Origin of the sequence: Kosakonia pseudosacchari (assembly GCF_900184035.1) — a bacterium.
GTDB classification, from domain to species: Bacteria; Pseudomonadota; Gammaproteobacteria; order Enterobacterales; family Enterobacteriaceae; genus Kosakonia; species Kosakonia pseudosacchari.
The window spans coordinates 85,923-110,738 of the sequence record NZ_FXWP01000027.1; the positions used below are offsets into that span (position 1 = coordinate 85,923).

The following is a 24,816-nucleotide window of genomic DNA, read 5'->3' on the forward strand; positions in this document are numbered from 1 at the left end:
AAAATAAACAGGGTTGACGGCAATGAAAACACGAAAAATTGGATTGGCTAATTATCTCGCCTATGGCTCGGGCGATTTTCTGGGTGCGGGCACAACCGCGTTAACCGCAGCATGGTTGCTCTATTTCTATACGACCTTTTGCGGCCTGACGCCGATTGAAGCGACATTTATCTTCGCGACAGCAAGGGTGCTGGACGCGGTGGTCAGCCCGCTGATGGGCTTTTTAACCGATAACTTCGGTTCGACCTGGCTTGGTAAACGCTTCGGTCGGCGTAAGTTCTTTATTCTGCTGGGTATTCCGTGCGTGTTCAGCTACTCGATAATGTGGGTAGGGGATATGAGTTTCTGGTATTACCTGCTGACCTATCTGCTGTTTGATGTGGTCTACACCATGATTCTGGTGCCGTACGAAACGCTGGTGCCGGAAATGACTGACGATTTTAAACAGAAAACCAAATTCTCCGGCGCGCGTATCTCCATGGCGCAGATGTCGGCGATTCTGGCCTCGTTCCTGCCGGGTGTTCTGCTGTCACACTTTGGTAAAGACAACCCGGTCTCCTTTTTCTATGCAAGCCTGGTGTTCTCGGTGCTCTGTGCGCTGATGCTGACGTTTGTCTGGTGCTTTACCTGGGAGCGTCCGCGCGAAGAGTGGACCGAAGCGGCGCTGCGTGCGGAGGAAGAGAAAAAGAGCCTCACGCTTGGGCAAAGTTTGCGTCGCCTGTTTGTTGAACTCAGCTCTACGCTGCGTATCAAGATTTTCCGCCAGCACCTGGGAATGTACCTCGGCGGCTATATCGCGCAGGACGTGTTTAACGCGGTATTCACCTATTACGTGGTGTTTGTGCTGATGCAGGAAGCTTCGCTGGCCTCCAACTTGCTGGGCACGATGGCGATTTTCCAGTTCATCGCGGTGATTGCCATGATCCCGTTGTGCATCCGCTTCGGACCTGCGCCGTCCTACCGCATGGTGGTGGTGCTGTTCGGCCTGAGCGCAGCCTCTTATGCCGTGCTCTACTACGCCGGTTTAAGCGATGTTTATTCGCTGCTGTTGCTGGTTTCCGCCGTTGCCGGTCTGGGACGCGGTGGTATCAACTACGTACCGTGGAACACCTATACCTATATCGCGGATATTGACGAAGTGGTCACCGGTCAGCGCCGGGAAGGGATCTTCGCCGGGATCATGACGCTGACCCGTAAAGCCTCGCAGGCGGGTGCGGTGATGCTGGTAGGGATCGTGATGCAGGCGTCTGGCTTTGTCTCCGGGCAGAAAACCCAGGTGCCAGAAGTGAGCCACACCATTTTGATGATCATGTGTTTTGGCACCCTTGCGGTGCTGTGCTGCGGCTTCCTTGTCTCTTTGCGCTTCAAGCTGAACCTGAAAACCCACAGCGTGCTGCGTGAAGAAACCGCCAAAATGCGCCAGAGCGGTCGCGCGATGCCAGAAAGTATTACTCCGCAGGCGCGTGAAACCGTCGAAATGCTGGCGGGCATGCCTTATGAATCCTTGTGGGGAAACAACAATATCGGCTATTTGAATCGCAATAAACCCGCCGCGCCATCGCTGAAAAACGCGTCACTGAAATCGACTTACAACTGAGGTTAAGAATATGAAGGTTTGGCCTGTCAAACACAGCCCGTTACTGCGTCAGCCAGAGCGTTTTATCGCCCGTGATGAACTGAAAGCGTTGATCCGCAAGGTGACGCATAACCTGGTCAATATTCACGACAACACCGGTGAGTTTTTACTCCGTCTCGACGATGGGCGCGTGATTGATACCAAAGGCTGGGCTGGCTGGGAGTGGACGCACGGCGTCGGTCTGTACGGGATGTATCAGTATTATCGTCAGACCGGGGAAGAGGGTGTGCGCGAGGTGATTGATAACTGGTTTGCCGACCGCTTTGCAGAAGGGGCGACCACGAAAAACGTCAACACCATGGCGCCGTTCCTGACGCTGGCATATCGCTATGAAGAGACGGGTAATCCGGCCTGGCTGCCGTGGCTGGAAAGCTGGGCTGAATGGGCGATGAACGAGATGCCGCGCACCGACTGCGGCGGGATGCAGCACATCACGCTGGCGGAGGAGAACCACCAGCAAATGTGGGACGACACGCTGATGATGACCGTGCTGCCGCTGGCGAAAATTGGCAAACTGCTCAACCGGCCAGACTATGTGGAAGAGGCAGTGTATCAGTTCCTGCTGCATGTGCAGAACCTGATGGACCGGGAAACCGGGCTGTGGTTCCACGGCTGGAGTTATGATGGCCACCATAATTTCGCCAATGCCCGCTGGGCGCGCGGTAATAGCTGGCTGACCATTGTTATCCCGGATTTTCTCGAACTTGTCGATCTGCCGGAAAACAACGCGGTGCGCCGTTACCTGGTCCAGGTGTTGAATGCGCAAGTCGCCGCGCTGGCGCGGTGTCAGCATGAAAGCGGGTTATGGCATACGCTGCTCGATGATCCGGATTCTTATCTGGAAGCCTCGGCAACCGCCGGGTTTGCCTATGGCATTCTGAAAGCGCTGCGTAAGCGTTATATCAGCGCCGATTACACGGATGTGGCAGAGAAAGCGGTGAAAGCGATTGTGGGCCATATCTCGCCGGAAGGGGAGTTGTTGCAGGTGTCGTTTGGTACCGGAATGGGCAGTAATCTGGCGTTTTACCGCCAGATCCCGCTGACCTCAATGCCATACGGCCAGGCGATGGCGATGCTCTGTTTAACGGAGTATCTGCGCAAATATTTCTGAGAGGCGATAAAAGAAAACCCCGGCTGACCGGGGTTTTTTTATGGCGATAAAACAGTGCGATTACATACGCTCAACGGTTTCGATACCCAGCGTATCCAGACCGAGTTTCAGCGTTTTTGCCGTCAACAGAGCCAGTTTCAGACGGCTCAAGCGGGTCTCATCGCTCTCGGCGCTGAGGATCGGGCAGTGCTCGTAGAAGCCGGAGAACAGGCCCGCCAGATCGTACAGATAGGCGCACATCACGTGCGGCGTACCTTCACGCGCCACGACGGAGAGGGTTTCTTCGAACTGCAACAGGCGCGCTGCCAGCTGGGATTCACGCTCTTCGCCAATCACCACAGGTGCGTTTTCCAGCACGTTCTCTTCAATGCCCGCTTTGCGGAATACGGAGAGCACGCGGGTGTAAGCGTACTGCATGTACGGCGCGGTGTTACCTTCAAAGGCCAGCATGTTGTCCCAGTCGAAAACGTAATCGGTGGTGCGGTTTTTCGACAGATCCGCATATTTCACCGCGCCAATACCCACGGCGTTGGCCAGTTTTTCCAGCTCGTCAGCAGGCATATCCGGGTTCTTTTCTGCCACCAGACGACGGGCGCGCTCCAGCGCTTCATCCAGCAGATCGGAAAGTTTCACCGTACCGCCCGCGCGGGTTTTGAACGGCTTGCCGTCTTTCCCGAGCATCATGCCGAACATGTGGTGTTCCAGCGGTACAGAATCCGGCACATAACCGGCTTTACGAACGATGGTCCAGGCCTGCATCAGGTGTTGATGCTGACGGGAATCGATGTAGTAGAGCACGCGATCGGCATGCAGCGTTTCATAACGGTATTTCGCGCAGGCGATGTCCGTAGTGGTGTAGAGGTAGCCGCCATCCTTTTTCTGGATGATAACGCCCATCGGCTCGCCTTCTTTGTTTTTGTACTCGTCCAGGAACACCACGGTCGCGCCTTCGCTCTCGACTGCCAGACCTTTGGCTTTCAGATCCGCAACAATGCCCGGCAACATCGGGTTATACAGGCTTTCGCCCATGACATCTTTGCGGGTCAGTGTCACGTTCAGGCGTTCGTAGGTTTTCTGGTTCTGGCTCATGGTGATATCGACCAGCTTGCGCCACATCTCACGGCAATATTCATCGCCGCCTTGCAGCTTCACTACATAACCGCGCGCGCGTTCAGCGAACGCCGCGTCTTCGTCGTAATGTTTTTTGGCTTCGCGGTAAAAACCTTCGAGATCGGCCAGCGCCATTTCACCGGCGTTCTCTTGCTGTTGCAGCTCAAGATAGGCAATCAGCATGCCGAACTGGGTGCCCCAGTCGCCGACGTGGTTAGCGCGAATAACGTTATGGCCGAGGAACTCCAGCGTACGGACCGACGCATCGCCAATGATGGTGGAGCGCAGGTGGCCGACATGCATCTCTTTTGCCACGTTCGGCGCCGAGTAATCGATAACCACCGTTTGCGGCTGCGGTTTTGTCACGCCGAGGCGATCGGATTTCAGCGCGGCATCCACCTGCGAGGCGAGAAACTCAGGCGCGAGGAAAATATTGATAAAGCCAGGACCGGCAATTTCAACTTTGTTGGCAATCCCATCGAGAGAAAGGTGAGACAGAACCTGCTCGGCCAGTTGTCGCGGCGCCATGCCCAGTTTTTTCGCCACTGCCATCACGCCGTTAGCCTGATAGTCGCCAAACTGAATTTTTGCTGATTGACGAACCTGCGCTTCACAATCGGCTGGCGCGCCTGCTGCAATCATGGCCTGACTGACTTTTTCTGAGAGAAGAGCCTGAATATTCACCGGGATACCTTACTTTTAGGACACCGCGTAGCTGAGGCGGCGTCCGGGTGTTTAATAAAGGCGGGAGTATACTGCAAATGCCCGGTGGCGTCAGCACTGCATAACACGGTAGATTATGCGCTTTGTTATGACTTGCGAGCACTGTTATGCGTACCTGGCAAACCATCGAAGAGTTGCAGGATATCGTGGAAGATTTGCCACGGTTTACCCAAGATTTGCAAAATTTAACTACCCGTCTGGGGCTGGATATTGCACCTTTAAATGCCGATCACATCTCGTTGCGCTGTCACCAGAACACCACGGCGGAACGCTGGCGGCGTGGCTTTGAGCAATGCGGCGCACTGCTGTCGGAAAACATCATTAATGGTCGGCCAATTTGTCTGTTCAAACTGCGCGAGCCGGTGTGCGTTGCCCACTGGCAGTTTACGGTGATTGAGTTGCCATGGCCGGGTGAAAAGCGCTACCCGCACGAAGGGTGGGAGCATGTTGAAATCGTACTGCCGGGCGATATCGCCACGCTCAATGCGCGTGCGCTGGCACTGCTGGCTGATGAGGGTTTAAGCCAGCCGGGTATTTCGGTGAAAACCAGTTCACCAAAAGGCGAACGTGAACGGCTGCCTAATCCCACGCTTGCGGTGACGGATGGCAAAGTCACTGTGAAGTTTCATCCGTGGACCATCGAAGAGATTGTCGCGAGCGAGCAGTGAAGCGAGCGGGCGACAGCGCTTGTGAAAACAAGTCATGCTGAACCGAGGGAGATGAAATGACCTTACTGGAAATCTGTTGTTATGGTGTCGATGACGCGGTGCTTGCTGAGCAACGTGGTGCCGATCGCATAGAATTTTGCGCCGCGCCGAAAGAGGGCGGATTAACCCCTTCCTTTGGCGCGTTAAAAGCGATTCGCCAGGCGGTGACCATTCCCGTACACCCGATCGTGCGCCCGCGCGGTGGGGATTTTTGCTACCGGGGCGATGAGTTTGCCTCCATGCTGAGCGATATTGCGATGCTCCGTGATCTGGGTTTCCCCGGGCTGGTCACCGGCGTGCTGACGGAAGAGGGCGATGTCGATATTGTGCGCATGCGGGAAATTATGCAGGCCGCACAGGGGATGGCGGTAACTTTTCATCGCGCGTTCGATATGTGTGCCAACCCACTTCAGGTGTTTGATAATTTAGCGGAATTAGGCATCGCACGTATTCTCACATCCGGTCAGCAGCCGTCGGCAGCAAAAGGACTTTCATTAATCACGGAACTAAATGCCCGGTCTGGTGTTCCAATCATTATGGCCGGCGCAGGGGTGCGTCCGGATAATCTTGAAACCTTTCTCCATGCGGGTATCAAAGAGGTGCATAGCTCGGCAGGCCGCTGGACAGCGTCGCCGATGCGCTATCGCAATCCAGGATTATCGATGTCGTCAGATGCCAGTGCGGATGAATATGCCCGCTACGGTGTGGATGGCGATGCGGTGGCGGTGATGAAAGAGATGATTTTGCACCATCGCCCGTAACAGTTTTTACCGCGCATCATGTCGCCCAATATGATGCTTGCTTGTACCAGGCCCCTGCCATTAACAGGGGCCTTTTTTTGTCTGTAGAAACCCCCTCGTCAGGCTGGGGGCAGCGACTCAGGGTTTCCGGGCTATCAGCACCGCGCGAACTGGCGCCGGGTAACCTTCAACGGTTTTACTGTTATCCGCCGGATTAAGAAAATCGGCCAGTGATTCTGTGACCATCCACGACGTGCGGCGTTGCTCTTTGGTGCTGGTAACGCTGGTATCCGCAATGCGTACATCGACAAAACCGCACTTCTCCAGCCAGTTCTTCAGCGCCAGCGCAGAAGGGATAAAGTAGACGTTACGCATTTGCGCGTAGCGGTCACCGGGCACCAGCACGGTATTTTCATCGCCGTCCACCACCAGCGTTTCCAGTACCAGCTCGCCCTCTTTCACCAGTTGATCTTTCAACTGCCACAGATGCTCAAGCGGTGAACGGCGGTGATAGAGCACGCCCATGGAAAACACGGTATCGAAGGCGTTCAGCGCCGGAAGCTGTTCAATGCCAAGCGGCAAGAGATGCGCGCGACGATCGTCGCCCAACAATTTACGCACGGCTTCAAACTGGCATAAAAACAACTGCGTCGGATCGATACCAACGGCAAGCTGCGCACCCGCGCCGACCATGCGCCACAGGTGGTAACCGCTGCCGCAGCCGACATCTAAAATTGTGCGGCCTTTCAGATCGGAAAGGTGCGGCAGGACGCGCTCCCATTTCCAGTCGGAACGCCACTCGGTATCGATATCAATGCCATACAGAGAAAACGGCCCTTTGCGCCACGGCATCAGATTACGCAGCAGCGTTTCCATACCTTTGAGTTGACCGGCGCTGAGCGGTTCGGCGCTCTGCGCGCTGACGCTGTGCAGCAGATCCAGCTTTGCAGGCGTGATGGTCGGCAGAAACTCCACCGCGTTGTTCCATTGCTTAAACTGCCCGTGCAGTGCTTCACGCTGCCAGGCGGAGATTTGTGCGGGTAAGGTTTCCAGCCAGTGCGCGAGCGTACCGGTGGCAATTTGCTGATAAAAACGGCCAAACTCAATCATGCTTCGACCGCCTTCAGTGCCACCAGCGAACCAAAATTAAAGCACTGGAACCACAGTTCACTGTGTTCAAAACCCGCGCTGCGCAGCCGCGCTTTATGCGCTTCAACAGAATCCGTCAGCATCACATTTTCCAGCATGCTGCGTTTCTGGCTGATCTCCAGTTCGCTGTAGCCGTTAGCACGTTTAAAATCGTGGTGCATATTGAACAGCAGTTCGCCGACGGTCTGGTCTTCAAAACTGAATTTTTCCGACAACACTAACGCGCCGCCAGGATTGAGCCCCTGGTAAACCTTCTGCAGTAGTTTCAGGCGGTCGTCTGGTTCCAGAAATTGCAAGGTGAAGTTGAGCACCACCATCGAGGCGTTTTCAATGTGAATATCGCGAATATCGCCTTCAATCACTTCAACGGGCGTTGGCGCTTTATAGGCATCGATATGACGACGGCAGCGTTCCACCATGGCTGGCGAGTTGTCGACGGCGATAATTTTGCAATCAGCGTGGTGAATGTTGCGACGCACCGAGAGCGTTGCCGCGCCCAGTGAGCAGCCGAGATCGTAGACCTGCGTGGCAGGCTGGACAAAGCGCTCCGCCAGCATGCCGATCATCGAGATAATATTGGAGTAACCCGGTACGGAACGCTGGATCATGTCCGGGAAGACTTCGGCTACCCGTTCGTCAAAAGTCCAGTCGCCCAGGCTGGCGATAGGCGCAGAAAAAAGCGTGTCGCGGTGAGACATAGTGTAAATATCCGGGAAAACAAAGGGGCGTATTGTGCGCTAATGCAGGGAGAAAACCAACTCCCAGGGCATGTACCACAGATTTGCCAGCACCATCAGCAGCAGGGAACAAAAGGTTGCGCCCATACCGGAACGACGCCAGCGGATCAGACGGTGGTGAAAGCCGTAATAATGCATCAGGCGACCGGCGATCAGCAGCAGCCCACAAACATGCACTAACCACGTTTGTGCACCGTCCATCTCCATAAAAAGCAGCAAAATAAGGGCGACGGGAATGTACTCGACCGCATTGCCGTGAATGCGTATCGCACTTTGCAGCTCGCTGAACCCGCCGTCGCCGTAGCTAACACGGTATTGCGTGCGCAGGCGAATAACGTCAAAAGAAAATTTTATGAGTAACAATGCACCCAGCACGGCGTAAAGCGCGCTAACCATATTAACTCCCTTTAAGGCTCTGGTGACCGCTTAACAATGATAGGTGGTTCGTTCAGAAAAGAGAAGATTGCAGCGGAAGAGAAGGGGCGTCGCCAACGCTCGGGATGGCGGTCTGCAAACCCTGCCACAGGGTTTCCACCAGTTCTGGTGCCTGGGCGATATCCGGCGTGTGCAAAAACAAATACGGCGTGGTGGTCTGTTCCCACACCGGGAGTTTTTGCAGCCATACGGCAAACAGCTGGCGATTTTGTTCCATATTGTCGCTACCGATAAAACGCACCATCGGATGGCTGGCGGTAATCAGCGCATGCACCGGGACTTTCGGTTTTTTGCGCTGCGCTTCGATGATCGCTTCATTGTGGGGAATGGCGCTATGCACCGGTCGGCTATCAAGGATCACCCGGTTCACGCCGCGTGCATGTAAGCCCTGATTGAGCACTTTTTCCTCTTCGCCTTTAGCGAAAAACGTTGGGTGGCGCACTTCAACGCCATAGGTGAAACCTACAGGCAGCGCGTCCAGAAATGCCCACAACGCGGGGAGATCGCGCGGGCCAAAGGTTGCCGGAAGCTGTAACCAGTACTGGCCTATCCGGTTGGCAAGCGGCGACATTCGTTGAAAAAACTCGTCTGTCAGATCGCGGCAGTTACGCAGCGCCGCCTGATGCGAAATGGTGGCGGGGAATTTAAAGCAGAAGCGGAAATCATCGGTGGTTTGTTCGCGCCAGCGCGCCACGATCTCAGCTTTTGGCAGTGCGTAAAGCGTGGTGTTGCCTTCGACGCAATTAAAGTGACGGGCGTACTCTTCGAGGCTGGTAATGCCAAGGCGCCCCCATTTGGGGTGCGACCATTGCGGCAGGCCGACATACATCATAACGCGCTGAGGATCTCGTCCGTGCTGCGAACACGGCTAATGCGCGGGAAGATATATTTCAGGCTACCCTGATGTTGCTCGTTGCTGCCAGCGCTGCAAGCATCTTCTGCAATCACCAGCGAAAAACCCAATTCCCAGGCGTTGCGCGCGGTGGATTCCACGCCGATATTGGTGGAAATGCCGCACAGCACAATGGTGTCAATGCCGCGGCGGCGCAGTTGTAACTCAAGATCGGTACCGTAGAACGCGCCCCACTGGCGTTTGGTCACTTCAATATCGCTCGCTTTTTTACCCAGTGCCTGCGGATAAACCCACCAGTTTTCTGGCAGGGTATGACCGCCTGTTGCCGCGTCAACCGGCTGTTTCAGCGCTTCGGCGAAACCCTCTGACCAGCCAACGCGCACGAATACTACCGGCGAACCGTTGGCACGAAATTTCTCCGCAAGTTTTGCAGCGCGTTGAACCACGTCCTGCGCTGTGTGCGGGCCACCGGCGAAAGGTAAAATGCCTTCCTGTAAATCGATCACTACCAGTGCGGTTTTCTCAGCATTGAGTTCCAGCATAATAACTCCTGAAAAATGAATGACGTCGGCGGATACCTTACGCGTTATGTAGCTGCGGACGGTTTACAAATTTTGTTAAATTTTGTGAGAATGCGCAATAAGCGCGCAGCAAACGCGCGTACAGTCGGCCGCGGGCTTATCGTCAGTCAGAATTTCCAGTATAATAGCCCCCTTTTTTCATCCAGTTGTGACATACGAAAATAGCTGCCACCAGAGTGCCTGCCTCGCAGGCGGCGGGTCGCGCGCAGCTAATTAAGGGATATCTCATGCGTACAGTATATTGCGGGCAGCTCAATCAGTCCCATGTGGGACAGCAAGTAACGCTTTGTGGGTGGGTCAACCGTCGTCGTGACCTCGGTAGCCTTATCTTTATTGATATGCGCGATCGTGAAGGCATCGTGCAGGTGTTTTTCGACCCGGACCGTCAGGATGCGTTCCAGCTCGCCTCTGAACTGCGTAATGAGTTCTGCATTCAGGTAACCGGTACCGTACGTGCGCGCGATGGCAAAAACGTCAACAAAGATATGGCAACCGGTGAAGTGGAAGTGTTCGCCACCGAGCTGAATATTATCAACCGTTCTGACGTGCTGCCGCTGGACTCCAACCACGTTAATACCGAAGAAGCGCGTCTGAAATATCGCTACCTCGATCTGCGCCGCCCGGAAATGGCTCAGCGCCTGAAAACCCGCGCCAAAATCACCAGCTTTGTGCGTCGCTTTATGGATGACCACGGTTTCCTCGATATTGAAACCCCGATGCTGACCAAAGCGACGCCGGAAGGCGCGCGTGACTATCTCGTGCCTTCGCGCGTGCATAAAGGCAAATTTTACGCGCTGCCGCAATCTCCGCAGCTGTTCAAACAGTTGCTGATGATGTCCGGCTTCGACCGCTACTACCAGATCGTCAAATGTTTCCGTGACGAAGACCTGCGTGCTGACCGCCAGCCGGAATTCACCCAGATCGATGTGGAAACCTCCTTTATGACCGCGCCGCAGGTGCGTGAAGTGATGGAAGCGATGGTCCGCGAACTGTGGCAGGAAATTCGTGGTGTGGATCTGGGCGACTTCCCGATTATGACTTTCGCCGAAGCCGAGCGCCGTTACGGTTCCGATAAACCCGATTTGCGTAACCCAATGGAGCTGGTCGACGTTGCTGACTTGCTGAAAGCGGTTGAGTTTAAAGTCTTCTCCGGCCCGGCAAATGATCCGAAAGGTCGCGTTGCTGCGCTGCGTGTGCCAGGTGGCGCACAACTTAGCCGTAAACAGATTGACGACTACGGCAAGTTTATCGAAATCTACGGGGCGAAAGGCCTTGCTTATATTAAGGTCAACGAAGCGGCAAAAGGACTGGAGGGGATCACCAGCCCGGTCGCCAAATTCCTGAACGCTGAAATTGTTGGTGCGATCCTTGAGCGCACTGGCGCACAAGATGGCGACATGATTTTCTTCGGCGCAGACCACAAAAAAGTGGTTGCCGATGCGCTGGGTGCGCTGCGTCTGAAACTCGGTAAAGACCTGAATCTGACCGACGAAGCCAAATGGGCGCCGCTGTGGGTGATCGACTTCCCGATGTTTGAAGATGACGGCGAAGGCGGTCTGACCGCGATGCACCATCCGTTCACTTCGCCGAAAGATATGACCGCGGCTGAGCTGAAGGCGGCGCCGGAAGACGCTGTGGCTAACGCCTACGATATGGTGATTAACGGCTATGAAGTGGGTGGCGGTTCGGTGCGTATCCATAACGGCGAAATGCAGCAGACAGTGTTCGGCATTCTGGGTATCAATGAGCAGGAACAGCGTGAGAAGTTCGGCTTCCTGCTGGATGCGCTGAAGTACGGTACGCCGCCGCACGCGGGCCTGGCATTTGGTCTGGATCGTCTGACCATGCTGCTGACCGGCACCGATAACATCCGTGACGTGATTGCGTTCCCGAAAACCACGGCTGCGGCCTGTCTGCTGACGGAAGCGCCAAGTTTCGCCAACCCGGCGTCGCTGGCTGAGTTGGGTATTTCTGTCGTCAAAAAAGAGACGCCGGAGAATAAATAAGATGGCCTTTAAGCACCCTGTTTCTGTGCTGGTGGTGATTTACGCCGAGGACACGAAACGGGTGCTGATGTTGCAGCGACGCGACGATCCTGATTTCTGGCAGTCGGTGACCGGCAGTCTCGAAGCAGGAGAAGTTGCGTCGCAAGCCGCCATGCGTGAAGTAAAGGAAGAGGTCGACATCGATATTGCTTGCGAGCAACTGACCTTAGTCGACTGTCAGCGCACGGTGGAGTTTGAAATATTTAGTCATTTACGTCATCGCTATGCGCCGGGCGTTACGCACAATACCGAATCCTGGTTTTGTCTTGCGCTGCCCCATGAACGCCAGATTGTTTTTAGTGAACATCTGGCGTACCGCTGGCTTGATGCCCCGGCAGCGGCGGCATTAACCAAGTCATGGAGCAACCGGCAGGCGATTGAAGAATTTGTTATTAACGCCGACTAATTTCCCTGAAATTTCAGTTCTCAGGAAAGTGGCAACCCCGGCGTCGCCAGGTGCTTACTGCGGTAAGCAAGGGGTACGATCGGGAGCAGCCAATGAGCCAGAGGGCTGAAAGCCGCCGGGAAAAGGCTTTATTGGAGAGTTTTTTATGGCAGGTCATAGTAAATGGGCCAACACCAAACACCGCAAAGCGGCACAGGATGCTAAACGCGGTAAGATCTTTACCAAAATCATCCGTGAACTGGTAACGGCTGCTCGTCTGGGCGGCGGTGATATCGGTTCTAACCCGCGCCTGCGTGCGGCGGTTGATAAAGCGCTGTCTAACAACATGACCCGCGACACTTTAAACCGTGCTATCGCACGTGGTGTGGGTGGTGATGATGACGCGAACATGGAAACCATCATTTATGAAGGCTATGGTCCTGGCGGCACGGCGGTGATGGTGGAGTGTCTGAGTGACAACCGCAACCGTACCGTGGCGGAAGTGCGTCATGCTTTCAGCAAATGCGGTGGCAACCTCGGTACTGACGGTTCTGTCGCTTATCTGTTCAGCAAAAAAGGGGTGATCTCCTTCGAAGCTGGTGACGAAGACACCATTATGGAAGCAGCACTTGAAGCTGGTGCTGAAGACGTGGTGACGTTTGACGATGGCGCAATCGACGTTTATACCGCGTGGGAAGAGATGGGCGCAGTGCGTGATGCACTGGAAGCTGCGGGCCTGAAAGCGGACAACGCTGAAGTCTCCATGATCCCGTCAACCAAAGCCGACATGGACGCGGAAACCGCGCCGAAACTGCTGCGTCTGATCGATATGCTGGAAGATTGCGACGACGTGCAGGAGGTTTATCACAACGGTGAGATCTCTGATGAGGTTGCGGCGACACTCTAATGTCGCTGATTGATACGCATGTAACCGGAGACGCATAATGGCGATTATTCTCGGTATCGATCCGGGTTCGCGCGTCACCGGTTACGGCGTGATCCGCCAGACGGGACGGCAATTGACCTATCTGGGCAGCGGTTGTATCCGTACCAAAGTGGATGATTTACCGTCGCGTCTGAAGTTGATTTATGCAGGCGTGACGGAGATTATCACCCAGTTCCAGCCGGATTTTTTCGCTATCGAACAGGTGTTTATGGCGAAAAACGCCGATTCGGCACTCAAGCTGGGGCAAGCGCGCGGTGTGGCGATTGTCGCTGCTGTGAATCAGGATTTACCGGTGTTTGAATACGCCGCACGGCAGATAAAACAGACGGTGGTAGGGATTGGCAGTGCGGAAAAAAGCCAGGTGCAACACATGGTGCGAACGCTGCTGAAACTACCCGCTAACCCGCAGGCGGATGCGGCAGATGCGCTGGCTATCGCCATCACGCATTGCCATGTCAGCCAGAATGCGTTGCAGGTGAGCAGCACAAGGCTCAATCTGGCTCGCGGACGATTACGCTAAAAAGCGCCGGTTTACCGGCGCTTTTTTTATAGCAGTGAGCGGATTTTATCCGCGTCTTCCTGCGTTGACGGGTTATAGACCACCATCGTCAGGTCCGGTTGTCCCTCCACCGAGAAACTCGAAAACTCCAGCGATAAGCGGCCTGCTTCGCGATGAAGCAGGATTTTTGTGCCTTCTCCCATCATGTCAATATCATTGCTGCGCCACAGTTCGGCAAACTCAGATGAAGCCGCGCTTAGTTCTTCAACCAGCGGGCGAATTTCAATGGACGCTCCGGCACGGGTGGCGTCTGCGCGAAAAGCAGCGACCAGAAAGCGGGCGAGCGCGTGCCAGTCGGTCTGCGCGGCGCGCGCCTGCGGATTAAGAAAGATGCGCCGCAGAATATTGCGCTCGTGCGCAGGCTGATTCGGGTAATCGGATAACACCACCGTGGCGGCTTTGTTCCAGGCGAGCACATCCCAGGTCGCATTGCGGATCATCGCCGGGCTCAGGTGCATACAGTCCAGCACCTTTTGCAGCCTCTCCGTCACCGTCCCTCTCGCCTGGTAATACATACCCGGAGCACGGCCTAACGCCAGATGAAAAACATGTTCACGTTCAGGCTGTGAAAGGCGTAGTGCCTGGCAAATACGTTCCAGCACTTCGGCTGACGGCGTACCGCCACGCCCTTGCTCAAGCCAGGTGTACCAGGTCGCGCTGATACAGGCCAGATGCGCCACCTCTTCACGGCGCAGCCCCGGCGTACGCCGCCGCGCGGTGTGAAAACCCAGCGCCACGGGGTCAAGTTGCGCGCGGCGCGATTTGAGATAACTGCCCAGATCTTTAGGCTGAGTAACGCTCTGCATCCTGTTAGTCCTTATACCCCGATAAACTCACTACTTTTCACCTTGATGGATATTTATAAGGATAACGGCGCGAGTCAACATCAGGAGGCACACGCATGCATGTTTTTTTAACGGGCGCGACCGGTTGGGTCGGCGCAAAAGTGGCGGCAGAGTTGATTGCTGCCGGGCACCAGGTGAGCGGCCTGGCAAGAAATGCGGATAAAGCACAGGCGCTGCTGGCCGCCGGAGGACAGGTGGTTTCCGGAACGCTGGATGATCATTCCGTCTTGTTTGACGCAGCGTCGCGTGCGGATGCAGTGATCCATACCGCCTTTAATCATGACTTTTCACGTTTTGCGGAAAATTGCGAACAGGACAGGCGCGCCATTGAAGTGATGGGGGAGGCGCTACTCGGCAGCGAACGCCCGTTACTGGTGACGTCAGGGCTGGCAAGACTGGTTCAGGGGCGACCAGCAACTGAACAAGATAAACCTGTCAGCGCGCCGGATTACCTGCGCCGTTCCGAACTGGCCGCACTGGCGCTGGCCGAAAAAGGTGTCCGGGCCGCCAGTGTGCGTCTGGCACCCACCGTTCATGGCGTAGGTGATCACGGTTTTATCCCGATTTTGATCGCGCTGGCGAAGAAAACCGGTGTATCCGCCTGGCCGGGCGAGGGCAACAATCGCTGGGCGGCGGTGCATCGTTCTGATGCGGCGACGCTCTACCGGCTGGTGCTGGAAAGTGGCGTCACGGAAACGGTATACCATGCGGTAGCTGAGGAGGGGATCGCGATGCGGGAGATTGCTATCGCCATTGGCAACATGCTGGGTTTACCCGCTGAATCACGCAGTGCCGACCATTTTGGCTGGTTTGCCACCTTTGCCGCAGCGGAAATGTCGGCGTCCAGCGAGCGAACCCGCGACGTTTTAGACTGGCACCCTGCGCAACGCGATTTGCTCACCGATCTTGCGGATGCGGCCTATTACGCGAATTCCTGAACCGCGCTCGCGTTTTCCTGTATATTCGGCTGGATATCTATCCAGCCTTTTTTTATCATACGGCATTACACTTTCGGCCGTTAACGCAGGAGCGTCATGTGATAGGCAGACTCAGAGGCATCATTGTAGAAAAACAACCCCCGTTGGTTCTGCTGGAAGTCGGGGGCGTGGGGTATGAAGTCCATATGCCGATGACCTGCTTTTATGAACTCCCGGACGCCGGAAAAGAAGCGGTTGTTTTTACACAGTTTGTAGTACGCGAAGATGCTCAGCTGTTGTACGGCTTTAATAACAAGCAGGAACGGACACTGTTCCGTGAACTCATCAAAACCAATGGCGTTGGGCCAAAACTGGCGCTGGCGATTTTGTCCGGCATGTCGGCGCAGCAGTTCGTTAACGCCGTCGAACGCGAAGATCCTGCTGCACTGGTCAAATTGCCAGGAATAGGGAAGAAAACTGCCGAGCGTTTGATTGTCGAGATGAAAGATCGCTTTAAAGGTCTGCACGGCGATCTCTTCACCCCGGCAGCCGATTTGGTGCTGGCCTCTCCGGCGAGCCCGGCGACGGATGATGCAGAGCAAGAAGCCGTTGCTGCGCTGGTGGCGTTGGGCTATAAACCTCAGGAAGCCAGCCGGATGGTAAGTAAGCTTGCGCGTCCGGACGCCAACAGTGAAACCCTGATCCGCGAAGCGCTGCGCGCGGCGTTGTGAGGTAGAGGATGATTGAAGCAGACCGTCTGGTCACGCCCGCCAGCATCAATATAGAGGAAGTCGCGGACCGCGCTATTCGTCCGAAAATGCTCGACGAGTATATCGGTCAGCCGCAGGTGCGCTCGCAAATGGAGATCTTTATCCAGGCGGCAAAGCTGCGCGGTGACGCGCTGGACCATCTGCTTATCTTCGGCCCGCCAGGCTTAGGTAAAACGACGCTGGCGAATATCGTGGCAAACGAGATGGGAGTCAATCTGCGCACAACCTCAGGGCCAGTGCTGGAAAAAGCGGGCGATCTTGCCGCGATGCTCACTAACCTCGAGCCGCATGATGTGCTGTTTATCGATGAAATCCACCGCCTCTCGCCGGTTGTCGAAGAGGTGCTTTATCCGGCAATGGAAGATTACCAGCTGGATATCATGATTGGTGAAGGGCCTGCGGCACGTTCGATAAAAATCGACTTACCGCCGTTTACCCTGATAGGCGCGACAACGCGCGCGGGTTCGCTTACGTCGCCGTTGCGCGATCGTTTCGGTATTGTGCAGCGTCTTGAGTTCTATCAGGTCGCGGATTTACAGCATATTGTGGGGCGCAGCGCGCGCTATATGGGGCTGGAGATGAGCGATGAGGGGGCGCTGGAAGTGGCGCGACGCTCGCGTGGAACGCCGCGTATTGCGAATCGTCTGTTGCGCCGTGTGCGCGATTTCGCCGAAGTGAAACACAATGGCGACATTACCGCTGATATCGCGGCCCAGGCGCTCGACATGCTGAATGTCGATGCCGAAGGGTTCGACTATATGGATCGTAAACTGCTATTAGCCGTTATCGACAAGTTCTTCGGTGGCCCGGTCGGGCTGGATAACCTGGCGGCAGCCATTGGCGAAGAGCGTGAAACGATTGAGGATGTGCTGGAGCCGTATCTCATCCAGCAGGGCTTTTTGCAGCGTACGCCGCGTGGTCGGATGGCAACAGTCAGAGCGTGGAACCACTTCGGTATTACGCCGCCGCAAATGCCATAACATTAAAGGCCGGAGAGCATTTGCTTCCGGCCTTTCGCTTTAGCTGGCGGGTTTCTTCATCATGCTGAAGATAAACAGCAGCGCCGCGCACAACACCACGGATGGACCTGCGGGCGTGTCATAAAAGGCTGAAAATGTCAGTCCGCCGGTGACGGCGATCATCCCTATACCGACTGCAATACCCGCCATTTGTTCCGGCGTACGTGCGAAGCGCCGCGCTGTCGCGGCAGGGATAATCAACAGGGAGGTGATGATCAGTGCTCCGACGAATTTCATGGCAACGCCAATCGTTAATGCGGTGACCAGCATCAGCAGCAGCTTCACGCGTTGCAGCTTCACGCCATCGACAAATGCCAGCTCGGGGCTGATGGTCATCGACAGCAGGTTGCGCCATTGCCAGAACAGAATCCCCAGTACCACGAGAACGCCCAGGGCGATCGCCACCAGGTCGCCAGGCGTTACTGCCAGCAAATCCCCGAACAGATAGGCCATTAAATCGACACGAATATTCGACATCAGGCTAACAACAACCAGGCCAAGTGAGAGTGCGCTGTGCGCCATGATCCCCAGCAGGGTATCAATGGCCAAATGCGGCCGTTTTTCCAGCCATACCAGCCCGGCGGCCAGTAACAGCGTAACCGCGATCACTGCATAAAATGGATTAATGTTCAGCAACAAACCGAAAGCGACACCCAACAGAGAAGCATGCGCGAGCGTATCGCCGAAATATGACATTCTCCGCCAGACAACAAATGAACCCAGCGGACCCGCCGCACAGGCGAGCATAACCCCGGCAAGCCAGCCGGGCAGTAACAATTCAATCATGAGTGTCCATTACCCTGGCGCAGCACAATGCGGCCCTGTAAATCGTGGCGGTGGTTGTGATTGTGGCGATAAATTCCCAACTGTTCTGCGCCACGCTGGCCGAACATGGAGATGAATTCCGGGTGCATTGAAACCACTTCCGGCGTGCCAGAACAGCAAATATGGTGGTTCAGGCAGAGCACTTCATCTGTCTTTGCCATAACCAGGTGCAGATCGTGAGAAACCATCAACACAGCGCAATCCAGCTCTTTGCGCAACTGGTCAATCAGGTTGTACAGCGCCACCTGGCCATTTACATCAACACCCTGGGTTGGCTCATCAAGAACCAGCAATTGCGGGCGATTGAGCAGCGCTCGCGCGAGCAATACGCGCTGGGTTTCACCACCAGAAAGTTTTTGCATTGGCGCATCGACCAGGTGTGCGGCCTGCACACGTTTCAGGGCCGGAATAATATCGTCTTTACGGGTGTCTGGTCGCAGGCGCATAAAGCGGCCAACGGTGAGTGGCAGAGTCGCATCAAGATGTAACTTCTGCGGCACATATCCGATGCGCAGCGTTTTGTCACGCTTGATTAACCCGGAGTCGGGTGCTACCAGCCCAAGCACAACGCGCACCAGCGTTGATTTGCCCGCGCCATTAGGGCCCAGCAAGGTTAAAATTTTACCGGCACGTAAATTCAGCGAAATATCAGACAGGACGCGACGTTGACCGAAAGTGACGGTGATATTTTCGAGCGTTACAAGATTCGTCATAGCATTTATGGGGTTGCACAAGTTGTCGAATGTTATAATATCACACTCCACTTATTCATTACGATTAATAGTCGCATTATGTTACATAAAAATACGCTTCTTTGCGCAGCGTTATCCGCTGCGCTTCTCGGTGGCGCAGCACAAACTGCTAACGCCGCCGTTGTAACGTCATTAAAGCCGCTGGGGTTTATCGCGTCAGCAATAGCCGATGGGGTAACGTCAACGGAAGTATTACTGCCGGACGGTGCATCAGAGCACGATTATTCCCTGCGCCCGTCTGATGTAAAACGCTTACAGAACGCGGACTTAGTATTTTGGGTCGGGCCCGAAATGGAAGCCTTTATGGTGCGTTCCGCGCAGCAAATCCCGGCAAAAAAATTAGTGACAATGGCGGAATTGGATGGCGTGAAAACGCTGCTCATGAAAGGGTCAGATGAGGATGAGCACGACCATGATGATGGGCATCATCAGGACGAAAAAAGTGACGAGCATCACCATCACGGTGAGTACAACATGCATCTGTGGCTCTCACCAGAGATTGCGCGGCTGTCGGCAGTTGCAATCCACGATAAATTAGTGGAAGTTATGCCGCAAAGTCGAGCCAAGCTGGACGCCAACCTGCAAGCATTTGAGGCATCATTAGCCCAGTCCGATAAGCAGGTCGGTAACGAGCTGGCACCGCTGAAAGGGAAAGGGTATTTCGTTTTTCATGACGCCTACGGCTACTTTGAAAAACACTACGGACTGACTCCGCTGGGTCACTTCACCGTCAACCCCGAAATTCAGCCTGGTGCGCAGCGTTTACATGAAATCAGAACACAGTTGGTTGAGCAAAAAGCAACCTGCGTTTTTGCTGAGCCACAGTTCAGGCCAGCGGTCGTAGAAGCTGTTGCCAGAGGGACATCCGTTCGAATGGGAACGTTGGATCCGCTCGGTATCGGCATCAAGTTAGGCAAAGAGAGCTATCCGCAGTTCCTTGCCCAACTTTCACATCAGTATGCGAGCTGCCTGAAAGGAGAATAACGAGGAAGTGAATACGTGCAACAGATAGCCCGCTCTGTCGCCCTGGCATTTAATAATCTGCCCCGACCCCACCGCGTTATGCTGGGGTCGCTTACAGTTCTCACTCTCACGGTCGCCGTTTGGCGTCCGTATGTTTACCACCCCGAATCCGTTACACCCATTGTGAAAGCTATCGAGCTGCCGAAGAGCGAAATTCGCTCTTTGCTGCCGGAGGCCAGCGAACCTATCGACCAGACTGCGTCGGATGATGACGTTGACGCTATTCCGCAGGATGAACTCGATGAGAAAACATCCAGTGAAGCTGGCGTACATGAATATGTCGTATCCACGGGCGATACGCTAAGCAGCATTCTTAACCAGTACGGCATTGATATGGGTGATATCAGCCAGCTTGCCGCTGCGGATAAAGAACTGCGTAACCTGAAAATCGGCCAACAGATCTCCTGGACGCTGACCGCAGATGGCGATTTGCAGAGATTGACCTGGGAGATGTCCCGCCGCGAGACACGCACTTATGACCGCATTGATGGCGGCTTCAAAATGAGTAGCGAAACGCAGCAGGGCGATTGGGTAAACTCGGTGATGAAAGGGACGGTCGGTGGGAGTTTTGTTTCCAGCGCGCGCGATGCCGGGTTAACCAGCGGTGAAATCAGCGCGGTGATTAAAGCCATGCAGTGGCAGATGGATTTCCGCAAGCTGAAAAAAGGCGATGAATTCTCGGTGCTCATGTCCCGCGAAATGCTGGAAGGCAAGCAAGAGCAAAGCCAGTTGCTTGGTGTGCGTCTGCGTTCCGATGGCAAAGATTATTATGCGTTCCGCGCGGAAGACGGCAAATTTTACGATCGTAATGGTACCGGCCTGGCAAAAGGGTTTTTGCGTTTCCCGACATCCAAGCAGTTCCGCGTCTCTTCGAATTTTGACCCCCGTCGTCTGAACCCGGTGACCGGTCGCGTTGCGCCGCATAAAGGCGTTGATTTCGCATTGCCACAGGGCACGCCTGTGCTCGCGGTAGGGGATGGTGAAGTCGTCGTGGCGAAACGCAGCGGAGCGGCAGGTAACTATGTCGCTATCCGCCATGGCCGCACCTACACCACGCGCTATATGCACCTGCGCAAGCTGTTGGTAAAACCAGGGCAGAAAGTGAAACGTGGCGATCGTATTGCGCTCTCCGGGAATACCGGGCGTTCTACCGGGCCGCACCTGCACTATGAAGTGTGGATCAACCAGCAAGCTGTTAACCCGTTAACGGCGAAACTGCCTAGAACTGAAGGATTAAGCGGGTCGGATCGCAAAGATTATCTGGCACAGGTTAAAGAGGTTTTACCTCAGTTAAAAGTCGACTGATTCGTTTAACAAATGTGCGTCTGAAGCCGATGCCTCAACCGCATCGGCTTTTTCTTTTGTGCGATGGATGGCACCTCGCTACACTATCTCATTACTTTATGTGAACTGATTCTCGCCTGCGGAAGATGCATGGAAACGAAAAAAAATACCGCTGAATACATTCCTGAGTTTGAAAACGAATTTCGCCATCCGCGTTACTGGGGCGCGTGGCTGGGAGTGCTGGCTTTTGCGGGCGTTGCATTGATCCCGCCGTCGGTGCGTGATCCTCTACTCGGCAAACTTGGCCGCCTGGCCGGAAAGTTCGGCAAAAGCGCGCGTCGCCGTGCGCAGATCAACCTCTACTACTGCTTCCCTGAAAAGAGCGATGCGGAAAGAGAGGCCATTATTGACGAGATGTTTGCCACTGCGCCGCAAGCCATGGTTCTGATGGCGGAATTGGCGCTGCGTGGCCCGGAAAAGATTCTGTCGCGTGTGGAATGGCAGGGGCGTGAAATTATTGATGAAATGCACCGCAACGAAGAGAAGGTGATTTTCCTTGTCCCGCACGGTTGGGGCGTAGATATCCCGGCGATGTTAATGGCATCGCAAGGCCAAAAAATGGCGGCGATGTTTCATAACCAGGGCAACAAAGTGTTCGATTATGTCTGGAACACCGTTCGACGTCGTTTTGGCGGGCGTTTACATGCGCGTAATGATGGGATCAAACCCTTTATCCAGTCGGTTCGCCAGGGCTACTGGGGGTACTATCTCCCGGACCAGGATCACGGTGCGGAGCACAGCGAATTTGTTGATTTCTTTGCAACCTATAAAGCGACATTGCCTGCTATTGGCCGTTTGATGAAAGTGTGCCGCGCGCGCGTGGTGCCGCTGTTCCCGGTTTATGACGCGAAAACACACCGTCTGATTATTCAGGTGCGTCCGCCGATGGACGACCTGCTCACTGCCGATGACAACACGATTGCCCGTCGTATGAACGAAGAAGTTGAAAAGTTTGTCGCTCCGCATCCTGAGCAATATACCTGGATCCTCAAATTGCTGAAAACGCGAAAACCGGGTGAGATCGAGCCTTACAGGCGCAAAGATTTGTTTGCGAAAAAATAGCCCATAAAAAAGGCCTCTCATTGAGAGGCCTTTTTGCTTTCTATAACCGTTTATTCAACGGTCAGAATTCGCGTGGTGTTCGTGGTGCCGATGGTGCTCATCACGTCACCCTGAGTCACGATAACCAGATCCCCGGACAGCAAATAGCCTTTATCGCGCAGCAGGTTTACTGCGTCGTGAGCTGCTGTCACACCGTCATTTACGCTGTCGAAATAGACCGGGGTGACGCCGCGATACAGGGCTGTCAGGTTGAGGGTACGTTCATGACGAGAGAGGGCGAAAATCGGTAACCCCGAACTGATGCGTGAGGTCATCAGCGCGGTGCGGCCCGATTCCGTCATCGAAATGATAGCGGTTACACCTTTCAGGTGGTTTGCCGCATACATGGCCGACATGGCAATCGCTTCTTCCACGTTATCGAATTGAATATCCAGGCGGTGTTTGGAAACGTTGATGCTTGGAATTTTCTCAGCGCCCAGACATACACGAGCCATTGCCGCAACGGTTTCGGACGGATACTGGCCTGCTGCAGTTTCGGCAGAGAGCATGACCGCATCGGTACCATCTAACACGGCGTTGGCAACGTCCATCACTTCCGCGCGGGTTGGCATCGGGTTGGTGATCATCGATTCCATCATCTGTGTCGCGGTGATCACCGCACGGTTAAGCTGGCGCGCACGGCGGATCAGCGCTTTCTGGATACCAACCAGTTCCGGGTCACCGATTTCAACCCCGAGATCGCCGCGTGCAACCATGACCACGTCGGAGGCAAGGATCACGTCATCCATCGCATCCTGATTGCATACCGCTTCTGCACGCTCGACTTTTGCCACGATTTTGGCATCACAACCGGCATCGCGCGCCAGACGGCGAGCATAGTTAAGATCTTCTCCGCAGCGCGGGAAGGAGACGGCCAGGTAGTCAACGCCGATCAATGCGGCTGTTACGATATCCGCTTTGTCTTTTTCTGTCAGCGCTTCAGCAGAGAGGCCGCCGCCCAGCTTGTTGATGCCTTTATTGTTCGATAGCGGGCCGCCGACGGTCACTTCGGTAAACACTTTCATGCCTTGAACTTCCAGCACTTTCAGCTGGACACGACCATCATCGAGCAGCAGGATATCGCCCGGAACGACATCGGCAGGCAAACCTTTATAATCGATGCCCACTTTTTCTTTGTCGCCTTCACCTTTACCGAGGTTGGCATCAAGCAGGAATTTATCGCCGATGTTGAGGAAAACTTTGCCTTCCTTAAAAGTGGAAACACGAATTTTTGGCCCTTGTAAATCGCCAAGGATAGCAACATGACGTCCCAGTTTTGCCGCAATCTCACGCACTTTATCCGCACGTAATTTATGATCTTCAGGTGTTCCGTGTGAGAAGTTCATACGTACCACGTTAGCACCTGCCGCGATCACCTTCTCAAGGTTGTTATCGCGGTCAGTGGCCGGGCCTAAGGTGGTTACGATTTTGGTTCTGCGAAGCCTTCTGGACATGTAATACTCCGTTGACTGAAACAACTTGGTGTTGCGTGAACATAAATCCGGTCACTTAGCGCCCTGCTGTGAAGGGCGATGCGTCAGATCGGACAGCGTAAGAGGTTACCGCTTTTATATTTACTATTAGTGGTTATCGCTTTTGATAAGCAGCTCTTTATCAAAGCGCGATTCTTTCAGTGCTTCTTTGACTCGCTTCAAGTTATCCCTGAATTTTGCTCCCCGACGCAATGTGAAGCCTGTTGCCAGCACATCAATGACCGTGAGTTGCGCAAGACGAGAAACCATTGGCATATAAATATCTGTATCTTCCGGAACATCCAGAGTGATAGCAAGTGTTGCCTCACGCGCCAGCGGCGTGCCTGCAGACGTAAGGGCTATCACCATGGCATCGTTTTCACGCGCCAGTTGCGCAAGTTCCACTAAATTCTTGGTTCTTCCGGTATGTGAAATCAACACAACCACGTCATCGTCGCTACAATTCATACAACTCATGCGTTGCAGCACAATGTCGTCGGAGTAGACCACCGGTACGTTGAAGCGGAAAAATTTGTTCATGGCATCGTGCGCAACGGCGGCAGATGAACCAAGGCCAAAGAAGGCAATTTTTTTTGCCTGCGTCAGTAAATCTACGGCGCGATTTACCGCCGCCATATCCAGTGACTGGCGCACATGATCGAGACTCGCCATTGCGGATTCGAAGATTTTGCCGGTATAGGCTTCAACACTGTCATCTTCATCAACATTTCGATTAACATAGGGCGTGCCATTGGCGAGGCTTTGCGCCAGATGCAGTTTGAAATCGGGGAAACCCCGGGTATCAAGGCTGCGGCAGAAACGGTTCACTGTGGGTTCGCTGACATCCGCTTCTTGCGCAAGGGCCGCAATGCTTGAATGGATGGCCTGGTCCGGCGCGGCGAGGATCACCTCCGCCACTTTACGCTCGGATTTGCTAAGGTGTTCCAGCCGTGACTGGATTTTTTCCAGCATATTCATGGGTGATAAACGCTCATGGTAAAACGATTACACCAATAGATGGAATCGTGATG

The 24,816-nt window shown here is 54.6% G+C and carries 25 protein-coding genes; 14 read left to right on the forward strand and 11 right to left on the reverse strand.

Annotation, left to right across the window (positions count from 1 at the left end; all coding sequences use genetic code 11):
- Positions 1–22 precede the first annotated feature (22 nt).
- Together BN2591_RS22985 and bglB are read left to right on the forward strand one after the other, a co-directional pair.
- Entirely contained in the window at positions 23–1,597 is a 1,575-nt protein-coding gene (locus BN2591_RS22985) for an MFS transporter (RefSeq protein WP_086874050.1), read from the forward strand.
- Positions 1,598–1,607: 10 nt separating this feature from the next.
- The gene (bglB, locus tag BN2591_RS22990; protein ID WP_086874051.1) at positions 1,608–2,747 is read left to right on the forward strand and encodes a beta-galactosidase BglB; all 1,140 of its coding nucleotides are present in this window, start codon (positions 1,608–1,610) and stop codon (positions 2,745–2,747) included.
- A gap of 60 nt (positions 2,748–2,807) precedes the next feature.
- Here bglB and argS read toward each other — a convergent pair whose 3' ends face one another.
- Positions 2,808–4,541: an arginine--tRNA ligase gene (gene argS / locus BN2591_RS22995; RefSeq protein ID WP_086874052.1), complete on the reverse strand. Its 1,734-nt coding sequence runs from the start codon at positions 4,539–4,541 to the stop codon at positions 2,808–2,810.
- A gap of 146 nt (positions 4,542–4,687) precedes the next feature.
- Here argS and BN2591_RS23000 point away from each other — a divergent pair, with 146 nt between their 5' ends.
- Both BN2591_RS23000 and cutC read left to right on the forward strand, forming a co-directional pair.
- Positions 4,688–5,248: a VOC family protein gene (locus tag BN2591_RS23000; protein WP_086874053.1), complete on the forward strand. Its 561-nt coding sequence runs from the start codon at positions 4,688–4,690 to the stop codon at positions 5,246–5,248.
- Between the two features lie 56 nt (positions 5,249–5,304).
- Positions 5,305–6,048 carry a copper homeostasis protein CutC gene (gene cutC, locus BN2591_RS23005; protein ID WP_086874054.1) on the forward strand — a complete coding sequence of 248 codons (744 nt, stop codon included), beginning with the start codon at positions 5,305–5,307 and terminating at the stop codon, positions 6,046–6,048.
- 117 nt (positions 6,049–6,165) lie between these two features.
- Here the strand turns inward: cutC and cmoB are convergent, their stop codons facing one another.
- The 5 genes from cmoB to BN2591_RS23030 are packed head-to-tail and all read right to left on the reverse strand — an operon-like array spanning position 6,166 to position 9,743.
- Positions 6,166–7,137 carry a tRNA 5-methoxyuridine(34)/uridine 5-oxyacetic acid(34) synthase CmoB gene (cmoB, locus tag BN2591_RS23010; protein WP_086874055.1) on the reverse strand — a complete coding sequence of 324 codons (972 nt, stop codon included), beginning with the start codon at positions 7,135–7,137 and terminating at the stop codon, positions 6,166–6,168.
- On the reverse strand, positions 7,134–7,874 hold the full coding sequence (gene cmoA / locus BN2591_RS23015; protein WP_086874056.1) for a carboxy-S-adenosyl-L-methionine synthase CmoA: 741 nt from the start codon (positions 7,872–7,874) through the stop codon (positions 7,134–7,136). Before cmoA ends, cmoB begins: the two co-directional genes overlap by 4 nt.
- A 39-nt stretch (positions 7,875–7,913) precedes the next feature.
- Positions 7,914–8,309: an MAPEG family protein gene (locus tag BN2591_RS23020; protein ID WP_017456923.1), complete on the reverse strand. Its 396-nt coding sequence runs from the start codon at positions 8,307–8,309 to the stop codon at positions 7,914–7,916.
- Between the two features lie 52 nt (positions 8,310–8,361).
- Complete coding sequence (locus BN2591_RS23025; RefSeq protein ID WP_086874057.1) at positions 8,362–9,180, reverse strand: DUF72 domain-containing protein; 819 nt, start codon at positions 9,178–9,180, stop codon at positions 8,362–8,364.
- A complete protein-coding gene (locus BN2591_RS23030) occupies positions 9,177–9,743 on the reverse strand; it encodes a hydrolase (RefSeq protein ID WP_065368184.1) in 567 nt (188 codons plus the stop codon). Before BN2591_RS23030 ends, BN2591_RS23025 begins: the two co-directional genes overlap by 4 nt.
- A gap of 266 nt (positions 9,744–10,009) precedes the next feature.
- On the opposite strand from BN2591_RS23030, the gene aspS reads away from it, so the two are divergent.
- From aspS to ruvC, 4 genes are all read left to right on the forward strand, one after another.
- A complete protein-coding gene (gene aspS / locus BN2591_RS23035) occupies positions 10,010–11,788 on the forward strand; it encodes an aspartate--tRNA ligase (RefSeq protein ID WP_086874058.1) in 1,779 nt (592 codons plus the stop codon).
- A 1-nt stretch (position 11,789) separates the two neighbouring features.
- On the forward strand, positions 11,790–12,233 hold the full coding sequence (gene nudB, locus BN2591_RS23040; RefSeq protein ID WP_020454127.1) for a dihydroneopterin triphosphate diphosphatase: 444 nt from the start codon (positions 11,790–11,792) through the stop codon (positions 12,231–12,233).
- Between the two features lie 145 nt (positions 12,234–12,378).
- Complete coding sequence (locus tag BN2591_RS23045) at positions 12,379–13,119, forward strand: YebC/PmpR family DNA-binding transcriptional regulator (RefSeq protein WP_007371580.1); 741 nt, start codon at positions 12,379–12,381, stop codon at positions 13,117–13,119.
- Between the two features lie 37 nt (positions 13,120–13,156).
- Positions 13,157–13,678 carry a crossover junction endodeoxyribonuclease RuvC gene (gene ruvC / locus BN2591_RS23050; RefSeq protein ID WP_086874059.1) on the forward strand — a complete coding sequence of 174 codons (522 nt, stop codon included), beginning with the start codon at positions 13,157–13,159 and terminating at the stop codon, positions 13,676–13,678.
- Between the two features lie 26 nt (positions 13,679–13,704).
- Here ruvC and BN2591_RS23055 read toward each other — a convergent pair whose 3' ends face one another.
- Entirely contained in the window at positions 13,705–14,523 is an 819-nt protein-coding gene (locus tag BN2591_RS23055; protein WP_086874060.1) for a helix-turn-helix transcriptional regulator, read from the reverse strand.
- A gap of 95 nt (positions 14,524–14,618) precedes the next feature.
- Here BN2591_RS23055 and BN2591_RS23060 point away from each other — a divergent pair, with 95 nt between their 5' ends.
- The 3 genes from BN2591_RS23060 (at position 14,619) to ruvB (ending at position 17,229) form a co-directional block, all read left to right on the forward strand.
- Positions 14,619–15,500, forward strand: coding sequence for an SDR family oxidoreductase (locus BN2591_RS23060; protein WP_086874061.1), 882 nt, complete (start codon positions 14,619–14,621; stop codon positions 15,498–15,500).
- 98 nt (positions 15,501–15,598) lie between these two features.
- The gene (ruvA, locus tag BN2591_RS23065) at positions 15,599–16,210 is read left to right on the forward strand and encodes a Holliday junction branch migration protein RuvA (protein WP_086874062.1); all 612 of its coding nucleotides are present in this window, start codon (positions 15,599–15,601) and stop codon (positions 16,208–16,210) included.
- 8 nt (positions 16,211–16,218) lie between these two features.
- The gene (ruvB, locus tag BN2591_RS23070) at positions 16,219–17,229 is read left to right on the forward strand and encodes a Holliday junction branch migration DNA helicase RuvB (RefSeq protein ID WP_086874063.1); all 1,011 of its coding nucleotides are present in this window, start codon (positions 16,219–16,221) and stop codon (positions 17,227–17,229) included.
- Between the two features lie 39 nt (positions 17,230–17,268).
- Here ruvB and znuB read toward each other — a convergent pair whose 3' ends face one another.
- Together znuB and znuC are read right to left on the reverse strand one after the other, a co-directional pair.
- Positions 17,269–18,054 carry a zinc ABC transporter permease subunit ZnuB gene (gene znuB, locus BN2591_RS23075; protein WP_086874064.1) on the reverse strand — a complete coding sequence of 262 codons (786 nt, stop codon included), beginning with the start codon at positions 18,052–18,054 and terminating at the stop codon, positions 17,269–17,271.
- Positions 18,051–18,806 (reverse strand): zinc ABC transporter ATP-binding protein ZnuC, encoded by a 756-nt coding sequence (gene znuC, locus BN2591_RS23080; RefSeq protein ID WP_086874065.1) that lies wholly within the window; start codon positions 18,804–18,806, stop codon positions 18,051–18,053. Before znuC ends, znuB begins: the two co-directional genes overlap by 4 nt.
- Before the next feature lie 78 nt (positions 18,807–18,884).
- Between znuC and znuA the strand changes: the two genes are divergently transcribed.
- The 3 genes from znuA (at position 18,885) to lpxM (ending at position 22,274) form a co-directional block, all read left to right on the forward strand.
- Entirely contained in the window at positions 18,885–19,829 is a 945-nt protein-coding gene (znuA, locus tag BN2591_RS23085; RefSeq protein ID WP_086874248.1) for a zinc ABC transporter substrate-binding protein ZnuA, read from the forward strand.
- A 15-nt stretch (positions 19,830–19,844) separates the two neighbouring features.
- Positions 19,845–21,173, forward strand: coding sequence for a murein DD-endopeptidase MepM (gene mepM, locus BN2591_RS23090; RefSeq protein ID WP_086874066.1), 1,329 nt, complete (start codon positions 19,845–19,847; stop codon positions 21,171–21,173).
- 129 nt (positions 21,174–21,302) lie between these two features.
- Positions 21,303–22,274, forward strand: a complete 972-nt coding sequence (gene lpxM, locus BN2591_RS23095) for a lauroyl-Kdo(2)-lipid IV(A) myristoyltransferase (RefSeq protein WP_086874067.1) — start codon at positions 21,303–21,305, stop codon at positions 22,272–22,274.
- 50 nt (positions 22,275–22,324) lie between these two features.
- On the opposite strand, the gene pyk is transcribed toward lpxM, so the two are convergent.
- Positions 22,325–23,767: a pyruvate kinase gene (pyk, locus tag BN2591_RS23100; RefSeq protein WP_017456939.1), complete on the reverse strand. Its 1,443-nt coding sequence runs from the start codon at positions 23,765–23,767 to the stop codon at positions 22,325–22,327.
- A gap of 126 nt (positions 23,768–23,893) precedes the next feature.
- On the reverse strand, positions 23,894–24,763 hold the full coding sequence (locus BN2591_RS23105) for a MurR/RpiR family transcriptional regulator (RefSeq protein WP_017456940.1): 870 nt from the start codon (positions 24,761–24,763) through the stop codon (positions 23,894–23,896).
- Positions 24,764–24,816: the final 53 nt, after the last annotated feature.

Coding starts and splice junctions, on each gene's coding strand:
- BN2591_RS22985 (WP_086874050.1), top strand. CDS start 23: ATGAAAACACGAAAAATTGGATTGGCTAATTATCTCGCCTATGGCTCG.
- bglB (WP_086874051.1), top strand. CDS start 1,608: ATGAAGGTTTGGCCTGTCAAACACAGCCCGTTACTGCGTCAGCCAGAG.
- BN2591_RS23000 (WP_086874053.1), top strand. CDS start 4,688: ATGCGTACCTGGCAAACCATCGAAGAGTTGCAGGATATCGTGGAAGAT.
- cutC (WP_086874054.1), top strand. CDS start 5,305: ATGACCTTACTGGAAATCTGTTGTTATGGTGTCGATGACGCGGTGCTT.
- cmoB (WP_086874055.1), bottom strand. CDS start 7,137: ATGATTGAGTTTGGCCGTTTTTATCAGCAAATTGCCACCGGTACGCTC.
- cmoA (WP_086874056.1), bottom strand. CDS start 7,874: ATGTCTCACCGCGACACGCTTTTTTCTGCGCCTATCGCCAGCCTGGGC.
- BN2591_RS23020 (WP_017456923.1), bottom strand. CDS start 8,309: ATGGTTAGCGCGCTTTACGCCGTGCTGGGTGCATTGTTACTCATAAAA.
- BN2591_RS23025 (WP_086874057.1), bottom strand. CDS start 9,180: ATGATGTATGTCGGCCTGCCGCAATGGTCGCACCCCAAATGGGGGCGC.
- BN2591_RS23030 (WP_065368184.1), bottom strand. CDS start 9,743: ATGCTGGAACTCAATGCTGAGAAAACCGCACTGGTAGTGATCGATTTA.
- aspS (WP_086874058.1), top strand. CDS start 10,010: ATGCGTACAGTATATTGCGGGCAGCTCAATCAGTCCCATGTGGGACAG.
- nudB (WP_020454127.1), top strand. CDS start 11,790: ATGGCCTTTAAGCACCCTGTTTCTGTGCTGGTGGTGATTTACGCCGAG.
- BN2591_RS23045 (WP_007371580.1), top strand. CDS start 12,379: ATGGCAGGTCATAGTAAATGGGCCAACACCAAACACCGCAAAGCGGCA.
- ruvC (WP_086874059.1), top strand. CDS start 13,157: ATGGCGATTATTCTCGGTATCGATCCGGGTTCGCGCGTCACCGGTTAC.
- BN2591_RS23055 (WP_086874060.1), bottom strand. CDS start 14,523: ATGCAGAGCGTTACTCAGCCTAAAGATCTGGGCAGTTATCTCAAATCG.
- BN2591_RS23060 (WP_086874061.1), top strand. CDS start 14,619: ATGCATGTTTTTTTAACGGGCGCGACCGGTTGGGTCGGCGCAAAAGTG.
- ruvB (WP_086874063.1), top strand. CDS start 16,219: ATGATTGAAGCAGACCGTCTGGTCACGCCCGCCAGCATCAATATAGAG.
- znuB (WP_086874064.1), bottom strand. CDS start 18,054: ATGATTGAATTGTTACTGCCCGGCTGGCTTGCCGGGGTTATGCTCGCC.
- znuC (WP_086874065.1), bottom strand. CDS start 18,806: ATGACGAATCTTGTAACGCTCGAAAATATCACCGTCACTTTCGGTCAA.
- znuA (WP_086874248.1), top strand. CDS start 18,885: ATGTTACATAAAAATACGCTTCTTTGCGCAGCGTTATCCGCTGCGCTT.
- lpxM (WP_086874067.1), top strand. CDS start 21,303: ATGGAAACGAAAAAAAATACCGCTGAATACATTCCTGAGTTTGAAAAC.
- pyk (WP_017456939.1), bottom strand. CDS start 23,767: ATGTCCAGAAGGCTTCGCAGAACCAAAATCGTAACCACCTTAGGCCCG.
- BN2591_RS23105 (WP_017456940.1), bottom strand. CDS start 24,763: ATGAATATGCTGGAAAAAATCCAGTCACGGCTGGAACACCTTAGCAAA.